This window comes from Enterococcus sp. MSG3290 (genome assembly GCF_050555565.1).
GTDB classification, from domain to species: Bacteria; Bacillota; Bacilli; order Lactobacillales; family Enterococcaceae; genus Enterococcus_B; species Enterococcus_B faecium.
In genome coordinates this window covers 1,912,309-1,928,047 of the sequence record NZ_CP187862.1, presented here as the reverse complement: position 1 = coordinate 1,928,047, position 15,739 = coordinate 1,912,309, and the positions used below count along the sequence as shown (strand labels likewise).

Genomic DNA, 15,739 nt, shown 5'->3' with positions numbered 1-15,739 from the left:
GATATATATATACATTGGGAGGGATCTATTTTTCAGATAACAACTTATATGAAGTGTCTGCAGATTCGTCATAAAGAGTTTGTTCGGGATAAGAAAAGATAAGATAAAAACCATACTGATCACGTACGACTAAACGATATTCATCTATTTCTACCACAGATGTGCCAAGAGACTGACCGTTGATCAAAAACGTGTAATCAGATGTAATCTGTAATTGTTGTTTTTGCTGGCTATCACTAAAGAACCATGTACCTTGATACTTTGAGAGTCCTTCTGACTTTTCCGCTTGTTTTTTCTTTTTCAAGTAAATAAAACTTGAGAGAACGGTAATGAGTGAACCAAGAAAATAGATCATTTTTTTTATCACCAAATCACTCCTTTATGAGAAAATAATCGCATAGACATATTCTTTCTTCTTTATTTCATTGTACCGAATAAAAGCTAAAATTTCTCTAAGACTTTCGACTGGTTTTTTTACTGTTTTTCTACAAATTATGATAGGATACATAGTAGGAAGAAAGGTGACATAATTTGAAGTATCAGCAAGTGGAAATAGCTTTTTTTATTGACCGCCCGAATCGGTTTATAGCACATTGTATGAAAAAAGACGGAGAAATAATTATTGCGCATGTCAAAAATACAGGTAGAGGAAAAGAGGTCCTGATACCAGGCGCTGAAGTGGCTATTGTATTTGCTCCTGGACCTAAACGGAAAACCGCCTATGATCTGATTGCTGTAAAAAAGAAGGGTGACTGGTTTAATATCGATAGTCAATTGCCTAATCGGCTGGCAATTGATGGTATTTTAGACGGCACGATCCTTTTACCAGGATTAACTGGTCCATTTACGGTATACAAGCGTGAAGTAACTTATCTTCACTCCAAATTTGATATTTATTTAGAGACGGTGGTCGGACAAAAAGCATTTGTTGAAGTCAAAGGTATGACACTTGAAAATAAAGCGATTGGTGCTTTTCCTGATGCGCCCACACTCAGAGGATTGAAACATATAGGAGAATTAACGTATGCCGCACAAGATGGTTATGCCGCTTATGTCTTGTTTATTGCTCAATTCGAACATCTTCATCTGGCAACGATCCATGAAGAAATGCAACCAGCACTAGCTGATATGGTTCGACATGCGCAGCAAAGCGGAGTTCAAATCCTCGCCTATAATTGTCAAGTATCGGCAGATGAGGTAACTGTCAAGCAGGCCATTCCATTTGATGTAGATATCCCTTTTGAAGATCCTATACAATAGAAAGAAGGTAAAATAATGATCAACTTAGGTATTATCGGAACAAATTGGATTACTCATCAATTTGTCCAAGCAGCTTTAAGCACAAAAAAATATGAATTGACAGCGGTATATTCTAGACATTTGGAAAAAGCACAGGAATTTGGTTCTCATTATGAAGGGGATATCGAATTCGCAACAGATTTGAAGACTTTTTTCAATATTACTCATATGGACACCATTTATATTGCTTCTCCGAATAGTCTTCACTTTAGTCAAGCTAAGCAAGCAATTTTGGCAGGAAAAAATGTGATAGTTGAAAAGCCAGCTTTTTCGACGCCAAAAGAAATGGATGAAATCATCCATTTGGCAAATGAACACAATGTGTATTTTTTTGAAGCAGCAAGAAATATCCATGAATCAGGTTTTAAAAAGATTGCCGATTACTTACCATTAAAAGACGAGATAATCGGTGCAAATTTCAGCTATATGAAATATTCTTCGCGCTATGACCAAGTATTAGATGGAGAAGAACCGAATATCTTCTCGACTCATTTCTCAGGTGGTGCATTGATGGATTTAGGTGTTTACCTTGTATATGCAGCTGTTGCTTGGTTTGGAATGCCAAAAGAAGTCCATTATTTCCCAAGAAAGATTTCTACTGGTGTAGATGGTCTTGGATGGGGGATCTTACGTTATGAGAATTTTGATGTATCGATCCAGCCAGGTAAAATCGGTGATTCTTATTTACCGTCAGAGATTTATTTTGACTCAGGAACGCTAGTGATGAATGGAGTCAATGCAATTGAACAAGCACAATTTCATGATCGCGCGCATAAAGAAATCATTGATTTGGCGGTAACAGCTGCAGAAAATCCAATGGCAGATGAAGCAGAGGATTTTGCCAATGTCATGGCTCATCCGAAAGATCCAGCTTGGGGATTGTTGTATGAAGAGTGGATCGAGCTAGCTAGAAATGTGAACCAAGTGATTTATGATTTAAGAAAAAATGGCGGCATCAAATTCGATGCAGATAATGAGGAAGATTTTTAATGAACGAATTTGTACAAGTATTTCCCGAAAATTGGCAGAGAAAATATGAGGATAAAGGGTTTGTCTCACCTTCTCTTATTCAACGAGCAGTTTTTCAGACACTAAGTAATAAACAAAGTATAGTAGCGGTTTCTCCTACAGGTTCAGGTAAAACACTGGCTTATCTTTGGCCTCTACTACTAAACGTGGAACCAGGTGAAGCAAGTGCGTTGGTCATTTTTGCTTCTTCTCAAGAACTAGCTATTCAAGTAGCAGATGTTGCACGTGAATGGGGAAAAGACAAAGAGTTGAAAGTCCAATCTTTGGTGGGCGGAGCCAACGTCAAACGTCAGATTGAGGGGTTGAAGAAAAAACCAGAAATCTTGATTGGTACACCAGGAAGAATATTGGAATTGATGAAAGCAAAAAAAATAAAAGCACATCAAGTGAAAACAATGGTATTTGATGAAGCAGACCAGCTATTTGACGCTGGGAACAGCCAAATCATTGATCAAATTCTTCATCAAGCTCCAACAGAGTATCAGCTAGCTTTTTTTTCAGCGACAGCAGATCGTTCCCTTGAAAGCATTGAAAAAATCACTGGGAAAACGTTTGAGACAATTGACGTGACAGCAGAGGACGATTCTCGAAAAGGACTGAGACATTACTTTTTACGTGTACCGATACGAAAGAAAGATGACTACTTGAGACGTCTCACGCATATAGAAGATTTTCATGGTCTGATTTTCTTTAATCAACTGACTGAATTAGGCGTAATGGAAGAAAAATTGCTGTATAGAGGTGTACCGGTAGGAAGTCTGGCCTCTGATCAGAACAAGCTACTCCGAAAAGCAGCGCTAGAACAATTCAAAAAGAAAATGGTCAGAGCACTTTTGACCACAGATGTGGCGGCTAGAGGTTTAGATATTACAGGTCTTCCTTATGTAGTGAATGCAGAAGTTCCGTTAAGTGAAGAAGCTTATTTGCATCGTTCGGGAAGAACTGGTCGAATGGGTAATGAAGGAATAGTAATTACACTCGTACAAGATAATAATCTAAGAGATTTAAAACGGCTTTTACGTCCATCAAATATAACACTTGAAGAGATTTTTTTATACGGAGGTAAGCTGCAAACTGAGCAGCCAACCAAAGAAGATGCAGCTCCTGCAGTAAATAAAAAGTATGCGAAAACTTTTTCTGGAAAGGAGCAGAACCCAGAATATAACAAAGAAAAAATAAGAAAAAAAGTTAAAAATAAATCAAAAAAAGAGAGAAATAAAGGAGCAAGGCGCAAATAAGCGCCTTTTTATGCTATGATTATGAAAACGGGAACAAAATTGGTTGCCAGAGGAGGGGTTATGTGAAAGAACGTCAAGAAGAGATCTTGCAGCTATTGACAGAAAACCAACAAGGATTGACAGCAAGTGATGTAGCTGAGCGCTTAACTATCGATCGAAGCAATGCAAGCCGATATTTAAGTGAACTATACAAGGCCCATCATATTGTAAAAACCGCTGGCCGACCAGTCGTTTACTCTTTGCCAACGGAAAAGTCAAAATCTGATGAAGTGCATGTCGACTCTTCTACGCAAGTGACTTTTGAAACACTCGTTGGAGAAAATGATTCTTTAAAAGTCAGCATACAGCAGGCAAAAGCTGCGATTCTTTATCCACCGCGGGGGTTGCATACGATTATTTTTGGAGAAACTGGTACAGGGAAGTCGATGTTTGCTGAATGTATGTATCATTTTGCAATCGATTCAGAGATGCTTTCTGCAGATGCGCCATTTGTTTCTTTCAATTGTGCGGATTATGCTCAAAATCCGCAACTGCTCTTTGGACACATCTTTGGGATCAAAAAAGGGGCTTACACAGGAGCAGCTCAAGATAGTCCCGGTCTAATAGCCAAAGCAGACGGCGGTATATTGTTTTTAGATGAGATCCACCGTTTACCGCCGGAAGGGCAGGAAATGCTGTTTACTTTCATTGATAAAGGTATTTACCGTCCGCTTGGAGAAAGTGCACAAGTACATGAAGCATCTGTTCAGATCATTGGGGCGACGACTGAATCTTCAGAAAGTTTCTTATCTACGTTCAATCGACGGATTCCTATGGCAATCACCTTGCCGAATCTTGCTTCACGTTCACTGGATGAGCGTTATGAAATCATCTCTCTTTTTATCAAACAAGAAGCGAATCGTTTGAATCAACGTATCGATATCGAAAAAGAAGCGATTCTTGCCTTCATGCTTTATGATGCGGAAGGAAATATCGGTCAAGTGAAACGAGACTTGAAACTAGTCTGTGCAAAATCTTTTTTACATTACCGTACTCATCATGAGAAAAAGCTAATCATTCGAAAAGAAGAACTTTCCCTTCAAGTACAAAAAGGATTACTGAAAATCAAGGAAATACCGGAACGTCTCGACCGATTCATGGACAGCAAAAGTCAGTATTTGACATTTGAACCAGGATTTGCTGATGTTGTCTGGTCACAAGATCCAGAACGAAACATGCAGGTCTATAACGATATTGAGGAAAAAGTCACTTCTCTTTCCGAAACCGGTGTGGAGAACATTGATCTAGAGACCCTCATTTCAAAAGATGTGGATGCTTATTTCCAGACATATGTCAAAGAATTGACTAAAAGTTCGATTCCCAAAGATCTTTTGCCAGATGAAATCTGGCGGTTAACCAATCAATTGTATGATGTGGCTGAAAAACGGTTAGACCGTATTTATAATGAAAAAGCTCGTTTTGCTTTTGCTTTGCATCTGCAAAGTACATTGGATCGTGTGAGAGAAGGTCATATGATCGTCCACCCAGATTTGAATAACGTACGGAAAAATTTTAAGAAGGAATTTCAAGTAGCAATCGATCTTTCAACGATCATTGAAGAAGAAGAACAAGTTGAGATTCCTTTTGATGAAATCGGCTTTATTAGTATGTTTCTTTCTATCAATCTAGGAGAAAGTGAGCCTGTTAAAGAAAACAAAGTAGATGTTCTCGTATTGATGCACGGCAGACAGACTGCTTCAAGCATGTTGGAGATGGCACAAGAACTATTAGGAACAAAAGTAGGGAAAGCTTTTAATATGCCACTGGTTATGGAAGTTCAAACAATGTATGAAGAAGTGTTACAATATGTCAAAAACTATCAAGAGCATTTGACGAATGGCCTACTCTTGTTAACAGATATGGGATCATTAAACACCTTCAGTGATTTGATTTATGAAGAGACTGGCATTCGGACGAAAGCTATCACGATGACAAGTACCATGATTGTGATAGAAGCGATACGGATGGCAAGTGTTGGAAGAAGCTTAGAAGACATTTATCAAAATATCCAGCTTTCCTTTGAATCGATCGTACGTGATCAGTTCAAAGCGGAAAAATCTGAAACTTTACAGCGTAAAAAAGCCGTAATCGTGACATGCTTTACTGGTGAAGGAGTAGCTGCCAAATTATATCAGCGTATTATGCCAGTGATTAATCAAAATAAGGTAGAACTGATCCAGATGCAGTTTTTAGAACGTGAATCATTCAAAAAACACATCGATGCCTTATTGGAAGAATATGAGATCAAAGCAATTGCGGGAACAGTTGATGTTGATTATCAAAATATCCCATTTTTTTCCGCCTATGACGTTTTTGATGATGAAAAACTAAACATTTTAAAGCGTATAGCTGATGATGAGATCCCGACAGCTAAAATTGTCGATTCACTTTCTGGATCATTAAGCGATGTCTTTTCTATTGATGAACTGATCCGTTCATTGCAAAAGACAGTTCAGCAGATCCAGACCGATTTGTCGATTATCGTGGAACCTGGAGTAGATACTGGAATCGTTATCCATTTAGCCTTCATGTTAGACGGATTGATCAAACAAGAAAGCCATCGGCAATTTGAGAAACTGTCTATTTTCTCAAAAATTTATCGTTTGGAAATGGATATCGTTCGGGCAAACTTGATGGCACTAGAACGAAAATATCAGGTAAAAATTCCAGAAGATGATATCGCATTTCTTACACAAATGTTTCTTGAAAATAAAATAAAAAAATGAACACACTAATCATACTGTTTACACACTAAACATCTGTGTGCGCACTATAAAAAAGAGCTAAAAAGCATGAAAACGCTATTTCAGCTCTTTTTTTTATTGGCATGCTTCTTGCGTTATATAAAAGTGTAAAAAAATAAAAGGAGTGTTAAAAATGGCAAAAAAAACAATCATGTTAGTTTGTTCAGCAGGGATGAGTACGAGTTTATTGGTCACAAAAATGCAAAAAGCAGCAGAAGAAAAAGGGATGGAAGCCGATATTTTTGCGGTCTCTGCCTCAGATGCAGATAATAATTTAGAATCTAAGAATGTCGATGTATTATTATTAGGTCCTCAAGTACGTTTTATGAAAGCTCAATTTGAACAAAAACTTGCGCCTAAAGGTATTCCATTAGATGTCATCAATATGCAAGACTATGGCATGATGAACGGAGAAAAAGTTCTTGCACAAGCAGAAAATCTAATGAAATAAATCAAGTATGCAGTTGGGGGTATAACAACGTGGAAGATCAACAAAATCTAGAAGCCATCATGGGGTTAATCATGTTTGGCGGTAATGCAAAGAGCGATGCAATGGAAGCGATTGCGGCTGCTAAAATCGGTGATTTTGAGTTAGCGGATAGGAAAATCGCTGATGCAGAAGAATCACTTATACAAGCGCATCATGCACAAACAGACATGTTGACACAAGAAGCACAAGGAAATCATATGCAAGTGACATTATTGACTGTTCACAGTCAAGATCACTTAATGACATCTATTGCGTTTACTGATTTAGCAAAAGAAATCATCGAACTTTATCGTCGCGTATACAGCGAATAAATACAACTTCTTTTTTGAACGGAAGAAGAAAAATTTTTGAACGGATTTTTTATTTTGTTATAAGGAGAACTCTCTTTATATAAAAAACTTATAGGAGGAAGTAAAAAATGAACGGACTATCAAGTTGGATGGAGAAATACATCCTGCCGGTTGCCGCAAAAATCGGAGCGCAAAAACATTTAGTTGCTTTGCGTGATGCTTTTATCGGCACACTGCCCGCAACAATGGCGGGATCAGTCGCTGTAATGATCAATGCAATTATTCGTGATTTACCGCAACAGTTTAACAGTACCTATGCTGACAGTTTAGCAGCAGACAAAGGAATCTTTGCCGTATTGAATGTCATCATCGGAATCAATGGTTTTGTCTGGAACGGTACACTAGCAATCGCCGGATTGATCTTTGCCTTTTCTTGGGGGTATAATCTTGCCCGAGCTTATGGAGTAAATGATCTAGCTGGGGGGATCGTTGGTTTAGCTACCTTGATTCAAGGTATTTCCTTTGGTCCAGCATTATCAGCAGCATTAGATGTGAATGTTCCTTCAAATGTCGCAGATGCAATCAATAGTTCTGAGATTGGTGCAACGATTGCAGATGGCACACTGTCAGTTGGATTATGGGGTTGGCTAAAACTAGATCATTTGAATGGAAACGCTTATTTTACAGTTATGATCATGGGAGCTATTTCAGTCATTATTTTTTGTAAATTGATGCTTGCCAACATTACGATCAAAATGCCTGATTCAGTACCACCAGCAGTATCTAAAGCATTTGCAGCCATTTTACCAGCGACGATCGCTTTATACGTCATTGCTATTATCAATTATATCGTAGGTCGTGTAGCTGATGGGCAACTGATCATTGATTTGGTGCAAAAATATATTGCAGAACCATTCCTAGGATTATCTCAAGGGTTGGGAGCAGTATTGATCGTCACAGTATTTGTTCAAGTATTCTGGTTCTTTGGTATTCATGGACCAAATGTATTGGCACCAGTGCTAGAGGGAATCTGGGGACAAGCACAACTAATCAATATTGATATTTTCCAAAAAGGTTATAACGGAAAAACTGGTACACCAGCCGTGTTAGATGCAATCGAAGATGGAAAAGCTTATATGTGGGTCCGCGGATCGTTCGATGCTTTTGCATGGTTTGGCGGATCAGGCGGAACGATCGTCTTACTGATAGCTATCTTGATTTTCTCTAAACGTGCAGATTATCTAACAGTAGCTAAATTATCCATTGGGCCTGGTATCTTCAATATCAACGAACCAGTGATGTTTGGTCTGCCAATCGTATTGAATGCAATCATGTTTATCCCATTCTTGATTGCTCCAGTAGTAGCAACAGCAATTGGATGGACAGCTACTTATCTTGGCCTAGTCGCTCCGGTATCGCAGCAAGTCACATGGGTAGTACCGCCGTTCTTATTGTCATTCTTAGCAACAGGTGCGGATTGGCGGGCACCGATCGTAACATTAGTATGTATGGTCGTGACTTTCTTGATTTGGGCACCATTTGTCATCTCTGCAAACAAAATGGACCCTGCCGCAGGAGAACAACAATAAGATGAACGTGAGGAGCGGAACGCTTTAAGTTTCGTTCCTCATAATGAATTTTCGAGGAGGAACTGAAATGATTACAATTGCCAGTGCAATGCAACAAGATGAAATCAAAGAATTGTTAGAAGGATACAATGAAGAAGGAATGACTTTTACATTTAAAGAAAAACAAGGAATCAAGCTGTTCTTTGAAACAAGTGCAGAAGATCCGGAAGTTGCGGCTAAAAAAGCAAAGGAACTGATCAAAGCACAGCCTTGGGGAACAGTCCTTTATTTTCAATCAACAGCTGTTTAGAAAATGGTTTAAAAAGATAGGATGGTTGAGATGATAAAAAACGGTTTATTTTTATGTAGTATTGGTTCTTTGATCGTGTTGTATAGTTTGAATCCACATTCGCAAAGGTATGATTTGTATAGTATGGTCACAGGTCTTTTTCTAACAGGATTAGGAATCTATTTCTTCATGAAGGGAAAAAAAAGAGAAGAAGCAAAGGAGAAAAATAACTAATGGAAATCACGAAAAAATTAAATATTCCAGCATCGTTTTTTTACGATAAAGTTATGGACTCTGTCCTTTTCGATGTACGTAAAGCGACCGGCAAATCAGTAACTAGAAAACAGCTGAAAAATTTGGAGTACGTCAAACAATTCTCGCAAAATAACCGGGCTCGCATAAAAATCGAAGAAGTCATTGAAAACCAGTCTTATAAGTTTCGTACATCGACAACGAAGAATGAATTCGTCGTTCATTATCAAATCAAACCATTGGACGATTCGACCTGTGAGGTTCATTACACAGAAAAAATGGAGTCTTATGGCATGCTTCAAAAGTTGAATGATATGCTTTTAGGAACAATCTTGATGTATTTTAAACGGAGACGTTTCAAAAAAATGCTAGATATGATCGAAGCAACGTATTAAATCAATGAAACATGGTACTATTTAGTTATTGAAAAATGAAGTAAGCTAGAAGGAATTTTTCATAGGAAGATAGATCTTTCCTGTGAATCCTCACTAGCTTTTTTGTAGGAAGGGGCAGCAAAATGACAAACAAAGTAAGAGAGCTAGGTGTATCTTCGATTGAGGAAATGTTTGATTTAGCCACTTATGCATTTAATGGGGCAGATACACCTGAAAGGCGAGAACGTTTTCGTACACTTGCGGAGAATTCTTGGAATTACGGATTTTTTGATAAGGAGGATCGGCTAACAAGTCAAGTCATGGCGACCCCTTTTCCAGTGAATTTTTACGGACAAGAGTACCTAATGGCCGGCATTGGCTATGTTGCTTCTTATCCAGAAGCAAGGGGACAAGGCGGGATCAATCAGATCATGGAAAAGATCCTTGAAGATTGCCGTGATCGTAAAGTAAGCTTATCTTATCTGGCGCCATTCTCCTATCCCTTCTATCGGCGCTATGGCTATGAACAATCATTTGATAAAATCAGTTATCAACTAAACAGTCGTGATGTGCCGTTTATCAAAAAAAAATCTGGAAAAATAAAGCGTATGGATTTTGAAGATGCAAAAGCTGCAATCAGAAGAATTTATGAACAGATGCCGGAAAACCAACGAGCTGGTCTGAAGCGCGAAGACTGGTGGTATACGTATAAATTCAAGCAAAAAGGCAATTACCAGTTTGCTTTGCATTTTGATGATAATGAGGAAGCAACGGGATATATCGTTTATCAGCTTGCAACGTCTTCCTTTATTATTGCGGAGTGGGGATTTTTGGATCATGATGCTTTTTGCAGCCTTGTTCGCTTCGTAAGTTCTCACAATGGTGCTTTTGAAACATTTGAATATTCATGCGGCTACGGCGGTAATGATCAAAATTATCTATTAGAAAATCCATTTGCTTCTGTAATGATCACACCTTATATGATGGCGAGGATCGTAGATATTTCTTTGTTTTTGGAAAATTATCCATTTAAAAAGAGACAAGCTGCATTTGCCCTACAAATAGAAGAAGATCATTATGCGAAATGGAATGAAGGAATCGTGGAAGTAACAATCGAAAATGGAAAAAATCATCTCTCAAAAGTAGAACAAACAAAACTCCCAATCGTTCGAGGAAGTATCCAACATATCACGCAGCTATTATTAGGGTATCGTAAAGTGGAAGAGTTGGTATTCCAAGAAAGAATACAGGTGACAAAAGAATATGAAGAAACGTTAAGCTCAATCTTGCCACAGCAACAGCCAATTCTTAATGACTATTTTTGATAAAAAATAGAGCTTGTGGCAGAAATTGTATTCACTAAATTTTGTCTTATTTTTCGAAGAAGTTGCTTCTGAGACGCTTTTTATACGAAAAAAAGGGTTGTGACAAGACTTATGTCACCACCCTTTTGTTTTTCATTTGGCATTTGAAGGAAAATGTTAAAGTAAATCCTCTTTTTTCGTAAATTTGAATTTTTTGTTTTCTTTTGTTTTAGGGTTTTCTTTTTTGTGGTCTTGGATTGCTTCTTTCGTAATCTTTTCCCGATTTTTTTTAGATGAATCTAAGCGTTCTGCGTATACTTTTTCTTTTGGCTTATCATTCATTGGAAAGAACCTCCCTACATTATTTCATTCTACCTCTAGTTTATCATCTGTTAAGGACTAGTGGAAACGTTTTGCCTAACTTATAAGCTGATTTTTTTAGCAGATAAGCTTGCAAGTAAAAAACAAACAAGCTACAATTGATTTATTGAAATTGTTCCTGTAGCTCAGTAGGATAGAGCAATCGCCTCCTAAGCGATAGGTCGCTGGTTCAATTCCAGTCAGGAACGTACAAATAACCCCTGTATCCTTTGCGGTACAGGGGGTTATTTTGTATTTGTGCCAAAAATGTGCCGAACTAGTTATCATTTTTATATAAACTATCGAACACAGCATTGATTTTTTCTTTATCCTGATCTTCAAGTTCTCGAACAATATGAAGATAAGTAGACATTGTAGTTTCTAAACTGCTATGGCCTAAACGTTTCGATACGCTAAGTATATTTACTCCTTGATAAAGTAAAATAGATGCATGCGTATGTCTTAGTCCATCAATAAACAGTCGAAGAGAAAATAGGCAAAAATTGATTACTAAAGAAAAACTTAATAGGTCGACGGTGTAGTTGTTTTTCATACTTCAACAGATTCGAATTAAACGATTTCGATTGGCTTATACCAGTCCTATCCAACGAAAGATATATCGTTCTTAACTCTAGCGGTATAACTTGAAGCTTTACGTAAAGCCAATGGGAATGAACTGGAGATGACTTTTTATTATTTTTAGTAATAGCTGATGGGTTAATACTTACAACTTTCCTTTTCAAAGTACCATATAAAAAAACGGTGGGGTTGTTTAGCGAAATAAAGGATCTAAGCCAATAGCTTAGATCCTTTATTCTATGCTTTATATTATTTTTTGCATGTGTGCGAAAGTATACTCAAGCCCAATCGCCATTTCGGAAAATCGGTACTGTAGAGCCATCTTCACGGATTCCGTCGATATCCATCTTGTCAGATCCTACCATGAAATCTACGTGGGTTTGACTTCTATTCAATCCAGCTTCTGCTAATTCTTCATCGGACATTTCTGTACCGCTTTTCACACTGAAGGCATAAGCAGAACCTAGTGCTAAGTGATTCGATGCGTTTTCATCAAATAATGTATTGAAAAAGATGATGCCAGATTGAGAAATAGGTGAAGGGTCAGGTACAAGTGCGACTTCTCCTAAACGACGCGCACCTTCATCTGTATCAAGCAGTTTTGCTAAGACATCTTCTCCTTGTTCGGCAGAAAAATCAACAACTTTTCCATCTTTAAAAGTAAATTTCATACCCGAGATGATGGTGCCAGCATAACTCAGTGGCTTTGTACTTGAAATGTAACCATCTACTCGATGACTGTCAGGTGCTGTGAACACTTCTTCCGTCGGCATATTTGCCATGAATTTTTCTCCACGAGGATTATAGCTTCCAGCGCCTTCCCAAAGATGGTTTTTAGGCAATCCGATAATAATATCTGTACCGGGAGCAGTATAGTGAAGGGCAGAAAATTGTTCTCGATTCAATTCTTCTGCTTTTTTTGCTAATTTTTCATCATGCTTCTTCCATGCTAAGACAGGGTCTTCTTCATAGACACGAGTCGTTTTGAAAATCTGATCCCATAATGCCTCAACTTGTTTTTCTTCTGGCAGTTCTGGGAAGACTTTTGCTGCCCATTGTTTACCAGCCGCAGCCACGACAGTCCAACTGACTTTATTTGCTTGAGTTGCCTTGCGTAAATTCATTAGTGCTTTGCCATTCGCTGATTGATAAGACGCTACTCGATGGCTATCTACACCAGCAAATGCATCGGGATCGGCAGAAACAACACTGATCCTGCTTGCTCCTTTTTCAAGCCATTCATCCGCTTGATCGATTTTAGATTGTGGTACATTCTCAATACGATCCGTTGCAGCATGTAAAAGAAATTCTCTTTGGATCTGGTCGTCAGTCCATTGAACGATAACCTCAGCGGCTCCTAGTTTATAAGCTTCTTGTGTGATCAATCGAGCAAGGGGTGCCTGTTCCACGCTGATCTGTAAAACAACTGTGTGTCCTTTTTCTGTGGCTACGCCAGTTTCTGCAATTAAGCGTGCATATTTTTTTAGAAGTTCATTAAAATCAGATACCATAATAAAAATTCCTCCTCACCATTTTTTCTGGTAACTATTAGCATGATACCATTTAATTATGATTCAAACAATGAGGCTTTAAATAAAAAAAGGAGGTTATTTTTTTAAGGTTAAGTTTCATGATATATGTTACTAGTTGCTATTTCAGCTTGTGAAGAAAATCAAAAACTAATTTTGCATATCAAAAAAAACATGTTACAATGAAATTAATCAATGGTGGAAGCGTTATAAAAAAATTAAGGAGATTAAAAAAATATGGCAAGAAAAAAGACGATTACTAGAGAACAGATTTTGGCAGCTGCTTATGAAGTAGCTGCCACCGATGGATTTACACGATTTACTGCGAGAAACATCGCGAACAAAATGAATTGTTCCACGCAACCGATTTATCTTGAGTTTAAAAATATGGATGACTTGAGACAAGCTCTTTTTGAGCAGATCTATGATCATTTACAATATGAAGTGTTCACTGTTGAGCATACAGGGAATACGATTATCGATCTTGCTTTTAATTATATCCATTTTGCAAGAAGAGAGAAGAAGTTGTATCGTTCACTGTACTTAGAAGAATATGGTGGAGGAAAAGAGATGCAGAATTTCTCTTATACTTACTTTGTGAATACAGTGAAACGCGATCCAGCTTATGTGAATCTTTCAGAAGAGCAGATCGAATCTTTGTATAATGGGACATGGATCATAGCTACTGGGATCGCAGCTTTGATGTCTTCAAGCATCATCCATCCAACTGATGAACAGATTGAAAAGATGATCCAAGACAGTATAGATGCTATCTTGAAATTCAAAGAACCAATCGAAATCGATTGAATATACTCAAAAGTTCCACAAATCAGTAGATAACAAGAGATGTGTCAAAATAAGGAAAAGTTCGTTTTTCTTACAGCGTATGCATTTTTAACTCCCGAAGAACTCTTCCATGAATGCAATGAATAAAAGAGCCGTACAGATTGAATAAATCTGGATGGCTCTTTTATTGCAAGTATATTAAATTTTTGCGACTAGTTCTTTAGCGAAAGCTTCTAAATTTTCGATATCTTCTTCTTCAGCATTCAGATCCACTTTAACATTTTCGGCTCCTTTTGATGCGCCTGTTTTTGCAAAAGCAGCATCGAAATCATCCACCGATTTGCAGAATTCATCGTAAAAAGTATCACCAGATCCGCAGACACCGTAAATTTTTCCCGATAGATCCAATTCTTGCAAGTCTTCATAAAAGTCTACGATCTCATCAGGCAGATCGCCATCATCGTATGTATAAGTAGCTACTACGCAAATATCTGCCTCCTCGAATTCATCTGCATCTACTTGGGTACATTCGTTGATTTCGACTTCGATATCCAGATTTTCAAATGCTTCTGCAACAATATCGGCGATTTCTTCAGTGTTTCCTGTCATGCTAGCATATACGATTTTTGCTAAAGCCATGATGTGCCTCCTCGTTTATAATTATTTAACAATTATGAATTATACCAAAACATCATTGAAAAGAAAATAAAACCTAGAGACACCTGGGGAATGTCATTTGGCTAAATGTATGCCGCTATGTTAAAATGAGAGGGATTTGTAAAAAGGAGACGAAAATATGATTACTTTAAAATCAGCACGTGAAATTGAAATGATGGCAGAATCTGGAGCTTTATTAGCAGATGTACATAAAAATCTGCGTGATTTTATAAAACCAGGAATCACAAGTTGGGATATTGAGGTATTTGTCAGAAACTATATCGAGAGTCATGGCGGAATTGCTGCGCAAATTGGCTTTGAAGGGTATGAATATGCGACTTGTATCAGTATAAATGATGAAATTTGTCATGGATTCCCTCGTAAAAAGCCTTTGAAAAACGGTGATTTGGTAAAAGTCGATATGTGTATCGATTTGAAAGGCGGCATTTCTGATTCTTGTTGGGCCTATGTAGTTGGAGAAACTACACCTGAGATCGACCGATTGATGGAAGTAACGAAGAAAGCTTTGTACATCGGTATTGAGCAAGCACAAGTAGGGAATCGGATTGGTGACATCGGTCATGCTATCCAAACTTATGTAGAAGGCGAAAATCTAGCGATCGTTCGTGATTTTATTGGTCATGGCGTTGGTCCTACGATTCATGAAGAACCAGCAGTTCCTCATTACGGAGAAGCTGGAAAAGGGTTGCGGTTGAAAGAAGGCATGGTTATCACGATCGAACCTATGGTTAATACCGGAACTTGGAAAATGAAAATGGATCCTAACGGCTGGACTGCGTATACAAGAGACGGCGGACTTTCTTGCCAATATGAACATACATTGGCTATTACTAAAGATGGTCCAAGAATTTTGACATCACAAGGAGAAGAAGGCACTTATTGATCTAGCCA

17 protein-coding genes, 1 tRNA gene and 1 pseudogene are annotated in these 15,739 nt (G+C 37.9%); 14 read left to right on the top strand and 5 right to left on the bottom strand.

What is annotated here, in order from left to right; all coding sequences use genetic code 11:
* Positions 1-25: 25 nt before the first annotated feature.
* Positions 26-367: a DUF4828 domain-containing protein gene (locus tag IGL31_RS09260; protein ID WP_002294538.1), complete on the bottom strand. Its 342-nt coding sequence runs from the start codon at positions 365-367 to the stop codon at positions 26-28.
* 164 nt (positions 368-531) lie between these two features.
* Between IGL31_RS09260 and sfsA the strand changes: the two genes are divergently transcribed.
* From sfsA to IGL31_RS09205, 11 genes are all read left to right on the top strand, one after another.
* Entirely contained in the window at positions 532-1,260 is a 729-nt protein-coding gene (gene sfsA, locus IGL31_RS09255) for a DNA/RNA nuclease SfsA (protein WP_002286614.1), read from the top strand.
* A gap of 15 nt (positions 1,261-1,275) precedes the next feature.
* A complete protein-coding gene (locus tag IGL31_RS09250; RefSeq protein ID WP_002286612.1) occupies positions 1,276-2,289 on the top strand; it encodes a Gfo/Idh/MocA family protein in 1,014 nt (337 codons plus the stop codon).
* Positions 2,289-3,566 carry a DEAD/DEAH box helicase gene (locus IGL31_RS09245; protein WP_086300185.1) on the top strand — a complete coding sequence of 426 codons (1,278 nt, stop codon included), beginning with the start codon at positions 2,289-2,291 and terminating at the stop codon, positions 3,564-3,566. Before IGL31_RS09250 ends, IGL31_RS09245 begins: the two co-directional genes overlap by 1 nt.
* Before the next feature lie 62 nt (positions 3,567-3,628).
* Positions 3,629-6,331 carry a sigma 54-interacting transcriptional regulator gene (locus IGL31_RS09240; protein WP_002297976.1) on the top strand — a complete coding sequence of 901 codons (2,703 nt, stop codon included), beginning with the start codon at positions 3,629-3,631 and terminating at the stop codon, positions 6,329-6,331.
* 151 nt (positions 6,332-6,482) lie between these two features.
* Positions 6,483-6,800, top strand: coding sequence for a PTS sugar transporter subunit IIB (locus tag IGL31_RS09235; RefSeq protein WP_002286606.1), 318 nt, complete (start codon positions 6,483-6,485; stop codon positions 6,798-6,800).
* 29 nt (positions 6,801-6,829) lie between these two features.
* Entirely contained in the window at positions 6,830-7,150 is a 321-nt protein-coding gene (locus IGL31_RS09230) for a PTS lactose/cellobiose transporter subunit IIA (RefSeq protein ID WP_002286604.1), read from the top strand.
* Between the two features lie 107 nt (positions 7,151-7,257).
* The gene (locus IGL31_RS09225) at positions 7,258-8,718 is read left to right on the top strand and encodes a PTS sugar transporter subunit IIC (protein WP_002286601.1); all 1,461 of its coding nucleotides are present in this window, start codon (positions 7,258-7,260) and stop codon (positions 8,716-8,718) included.
* A gap of 67 nt (positions 8,719-8,785) precedes the next feature.
* Positions 8,786-9,007, top strand: coding sequence for a hypothetical protein (locus IGL31_RS09220; protein WP_002286598.1), 222 nt, complete (start codon positions 8,786-8,788; stop codon positions 9,005-9,007).
* Between the two features lie 30 nt (positions 9,008-9,037).
* A complete protein-coding gene (locus IGL31_RS09215) occupies positions 9,038-9,220 on the top strand; it encodes a DUF3188 domain-containing protein (protein WP_002286596.1) in 183 nt (60 codons plus the stop codon).
* Complete coding sequence (locus IGL31_RS09210; RefSeq protein WP_002286592.1) at positions 9,220-9,633, top strand: DUF3284 domain-containing protein; 414 nt, start codon at positions 9,220-9,222, stop codon at positions 9,631-9,633. Before IGL31_RS09215 ends, IGL31_RS09210 begins: the two co-directional genes overlap by 1 nt.
* 122 nt (positions 9,634-9,755) lie before the next feature.
* Positions 9,756-10,937 (top strand): GNAT family N-acetyltransferase, encoded by a 1,182-nt coding sequence (locus IGL31_RS09205; protein ID WP_086300184.1) that lies wholly within the window; start codon positions 9,756-9,758, stop codon positions 10,935-10,937.
* A 156-nt stretch (positions 10,938-11,093) separates the two neighbouring features.
* Here the strand turns inward: IGL31_RS09205 and IGL31_RS09200 are convergent, their stop codons facing one another.
* Positions 11,094-11,258, bottom strand: coding sequence for a hypothetical protein (locus tag IGL31_RS09200; RefSeq protein ID WP_002286676.1), 165 nt, complete (start codon positions 11,256-11,258; stop codon positions 11,094-11,096).
* Between the two features lie 153 nt (positions 11,259-11,411).
* Here IGL31_RS09200 and IGL31_RS09195 point away from each other — a divergent pair.
* A tRNA-Arg gene (locus tag IGL31_RS09195) sits at positions 11,412-11,485 on the top strand.
* A 68-nt stretch (positions 11,486-11,553) separates the two neighbouring features.
* Here IGL31_RS09195 and IGL31_RS09190 read toward each other — a convergent pair.
* Together IGL31_RS09190 and IGL31_RS09185 are read right to left on the bottom strand one after the other, a co-directional pair.
* Positions 11,554-11,751, bottom strand: a pseudogene (locus IGL31_RS09190) (tyrosine-type recombinase/integrase); the annotation flags it as partial.
* A gap of 382 nt (positions 11,752-12,133) precedes the next feature.
* The gene (locus IGL31_RS09185; protein ID WP_086300182.1) at positions 12,134-13,366 is read right to left on the bottom strand and encodes an aminopeptidase; all 1,233 of its coding nucleotides are present in this window, start codon (positions 13,364-13,366) and stop codon (positions 12,134-12,136) included.
* A 255-nt stretch (positions 13,367-13,621) separates the two neighbouring features.
* On the opposite strand from IGL31_RS09185, the gene IGL31_RS09180 reads away from it, so the two are divergent.
* Positions 13,622-14,191 carry a TetR/AcrR family transcriptional regulator gene (locus IGL31_RS09180; protein ID WP_002286467.1) on the top strand — a complete coding sequence of 190 codons (570 nt, stop codon included), beginning with the start codon at positions 13,622-13,624 and terminating at the stop codon, positions 14,189-14,191.
* Between the two features lie 177 nt (positions 14,192-14,368).
* Here IGL31_RS09180 and IGL31_RS09175 read toward each other — a convergent pair whose 3' ends face one another.
* Positions 14,369-14,809, bottom strand: coding sequence for a flavodoxin (locus IGL31_RS09175; protein WP_002297963.1), 441 nt, complete (start codon positions 14,807-14,809; stop codon positions 14,369-14,371).
* 157 nt (positions 14,810-14,966) lie between these two features.
* Between IGL31_RS09175 and map the strand changes: the two genes are divergently transcribed.
* Positions 14,967-15,731 (top strand): type I methionyl aminopeptidase, encoded by a 765-nt coding sequence (gene map / locus IGL31_RS09170; protein ID WP_086300181.1) that lies wholly within the window; start codon positions 14,967-14,969, stop codon positions 15,729-15,731.
* Positions 15,732-15,739: the final 8 nt, after the last annotated feature.

Coding starts and splice junctions, on each gene's coding strand:
- IGL31_RS09250 (WP_002286612.1), top strand. CDS start 1,276: ATGATCAACTTAGGTATTATCGGAACAAATTGGATTACTCATCAATTT.
- IGL31_RS09245 (WP_086300185.1), top strand. CDS start 2,289: ATGAACGAATTTGTACAAGTATTTCCCGAAAATTGGCAGAGAAAATAT.
- IGL31_RS09235 (WP_002286606.1), top strand. CDS start 6,483: ATGGCAAAAAAAACAATCATGTTAGTTTGTTCAGCAGGGATGAGTACG.
- IGL31_RS09225 (WP_002286601.1), top strand. CDS start 7,258: ATGAACGGACTATCAAGTTGGATGGAGAAATACATCCTGCCGGTTGCC.
- IGL31_RS09220 (WP_002286598.1), top strand. CDS start 8,786: ATGATTACAATTGCCAGTGCAATGCAACAAGATGAAATCAAAGAATTG.
- IGL31_RS09215 (WP_002286596.1), top strand. CDS start 9,038: ATGATAAAAAACGGTTTATTTTTATGTAGTATTGGTTCTTTGATCGTG.
- IGL31_RS09210 (WP_002286592.1), top strand. CDS start 9,220: ATGGAAATCACGAAAAAATTAAATATTCCAGCATCGTTTTTTTACGAT.
- IGL31_RS09205 (WP_086300184.1), top strand. CDS start 9,756: ATGACAAACAAAGTAAGAGAGCTAGGTGTATCTTCGATTGAGGAAATG.
- IGL31_RS09200 (WP_002286676.1), bottom strand. CDS start 11,258: ATGAATGATAAGCCAAAAGAAAAAGTATACGCAGAACGCTTAGATTCA.
- IGL31_RS09185 (WP_086300182.1), bottom strand. CDS start 13,366: ATGGTATCTGATTTTAATGAACTTCTAAAAAAATATGCACGCTTAATT.
- IGL31_RS09180 (WP_002286467.1), top strand. CDS start 13,622: ATGGCAAGAAAAAAGACGATTACTAGAGAACAGATTTTGGCAGCTGCT.
- IGL31_RS09175 (WP_002297963.1), bottom strand. CDS start 14,809: ATGGCTTTAGCAAAAATCGTATATGCTAGCATGACAGGAAACACTGAA.
- map (WP_086300181.1), top strand. CDS start 14,967: ATGATTACTTTAAAATCAGCACGTGAAATTGAAATGATGGCAGAATCT.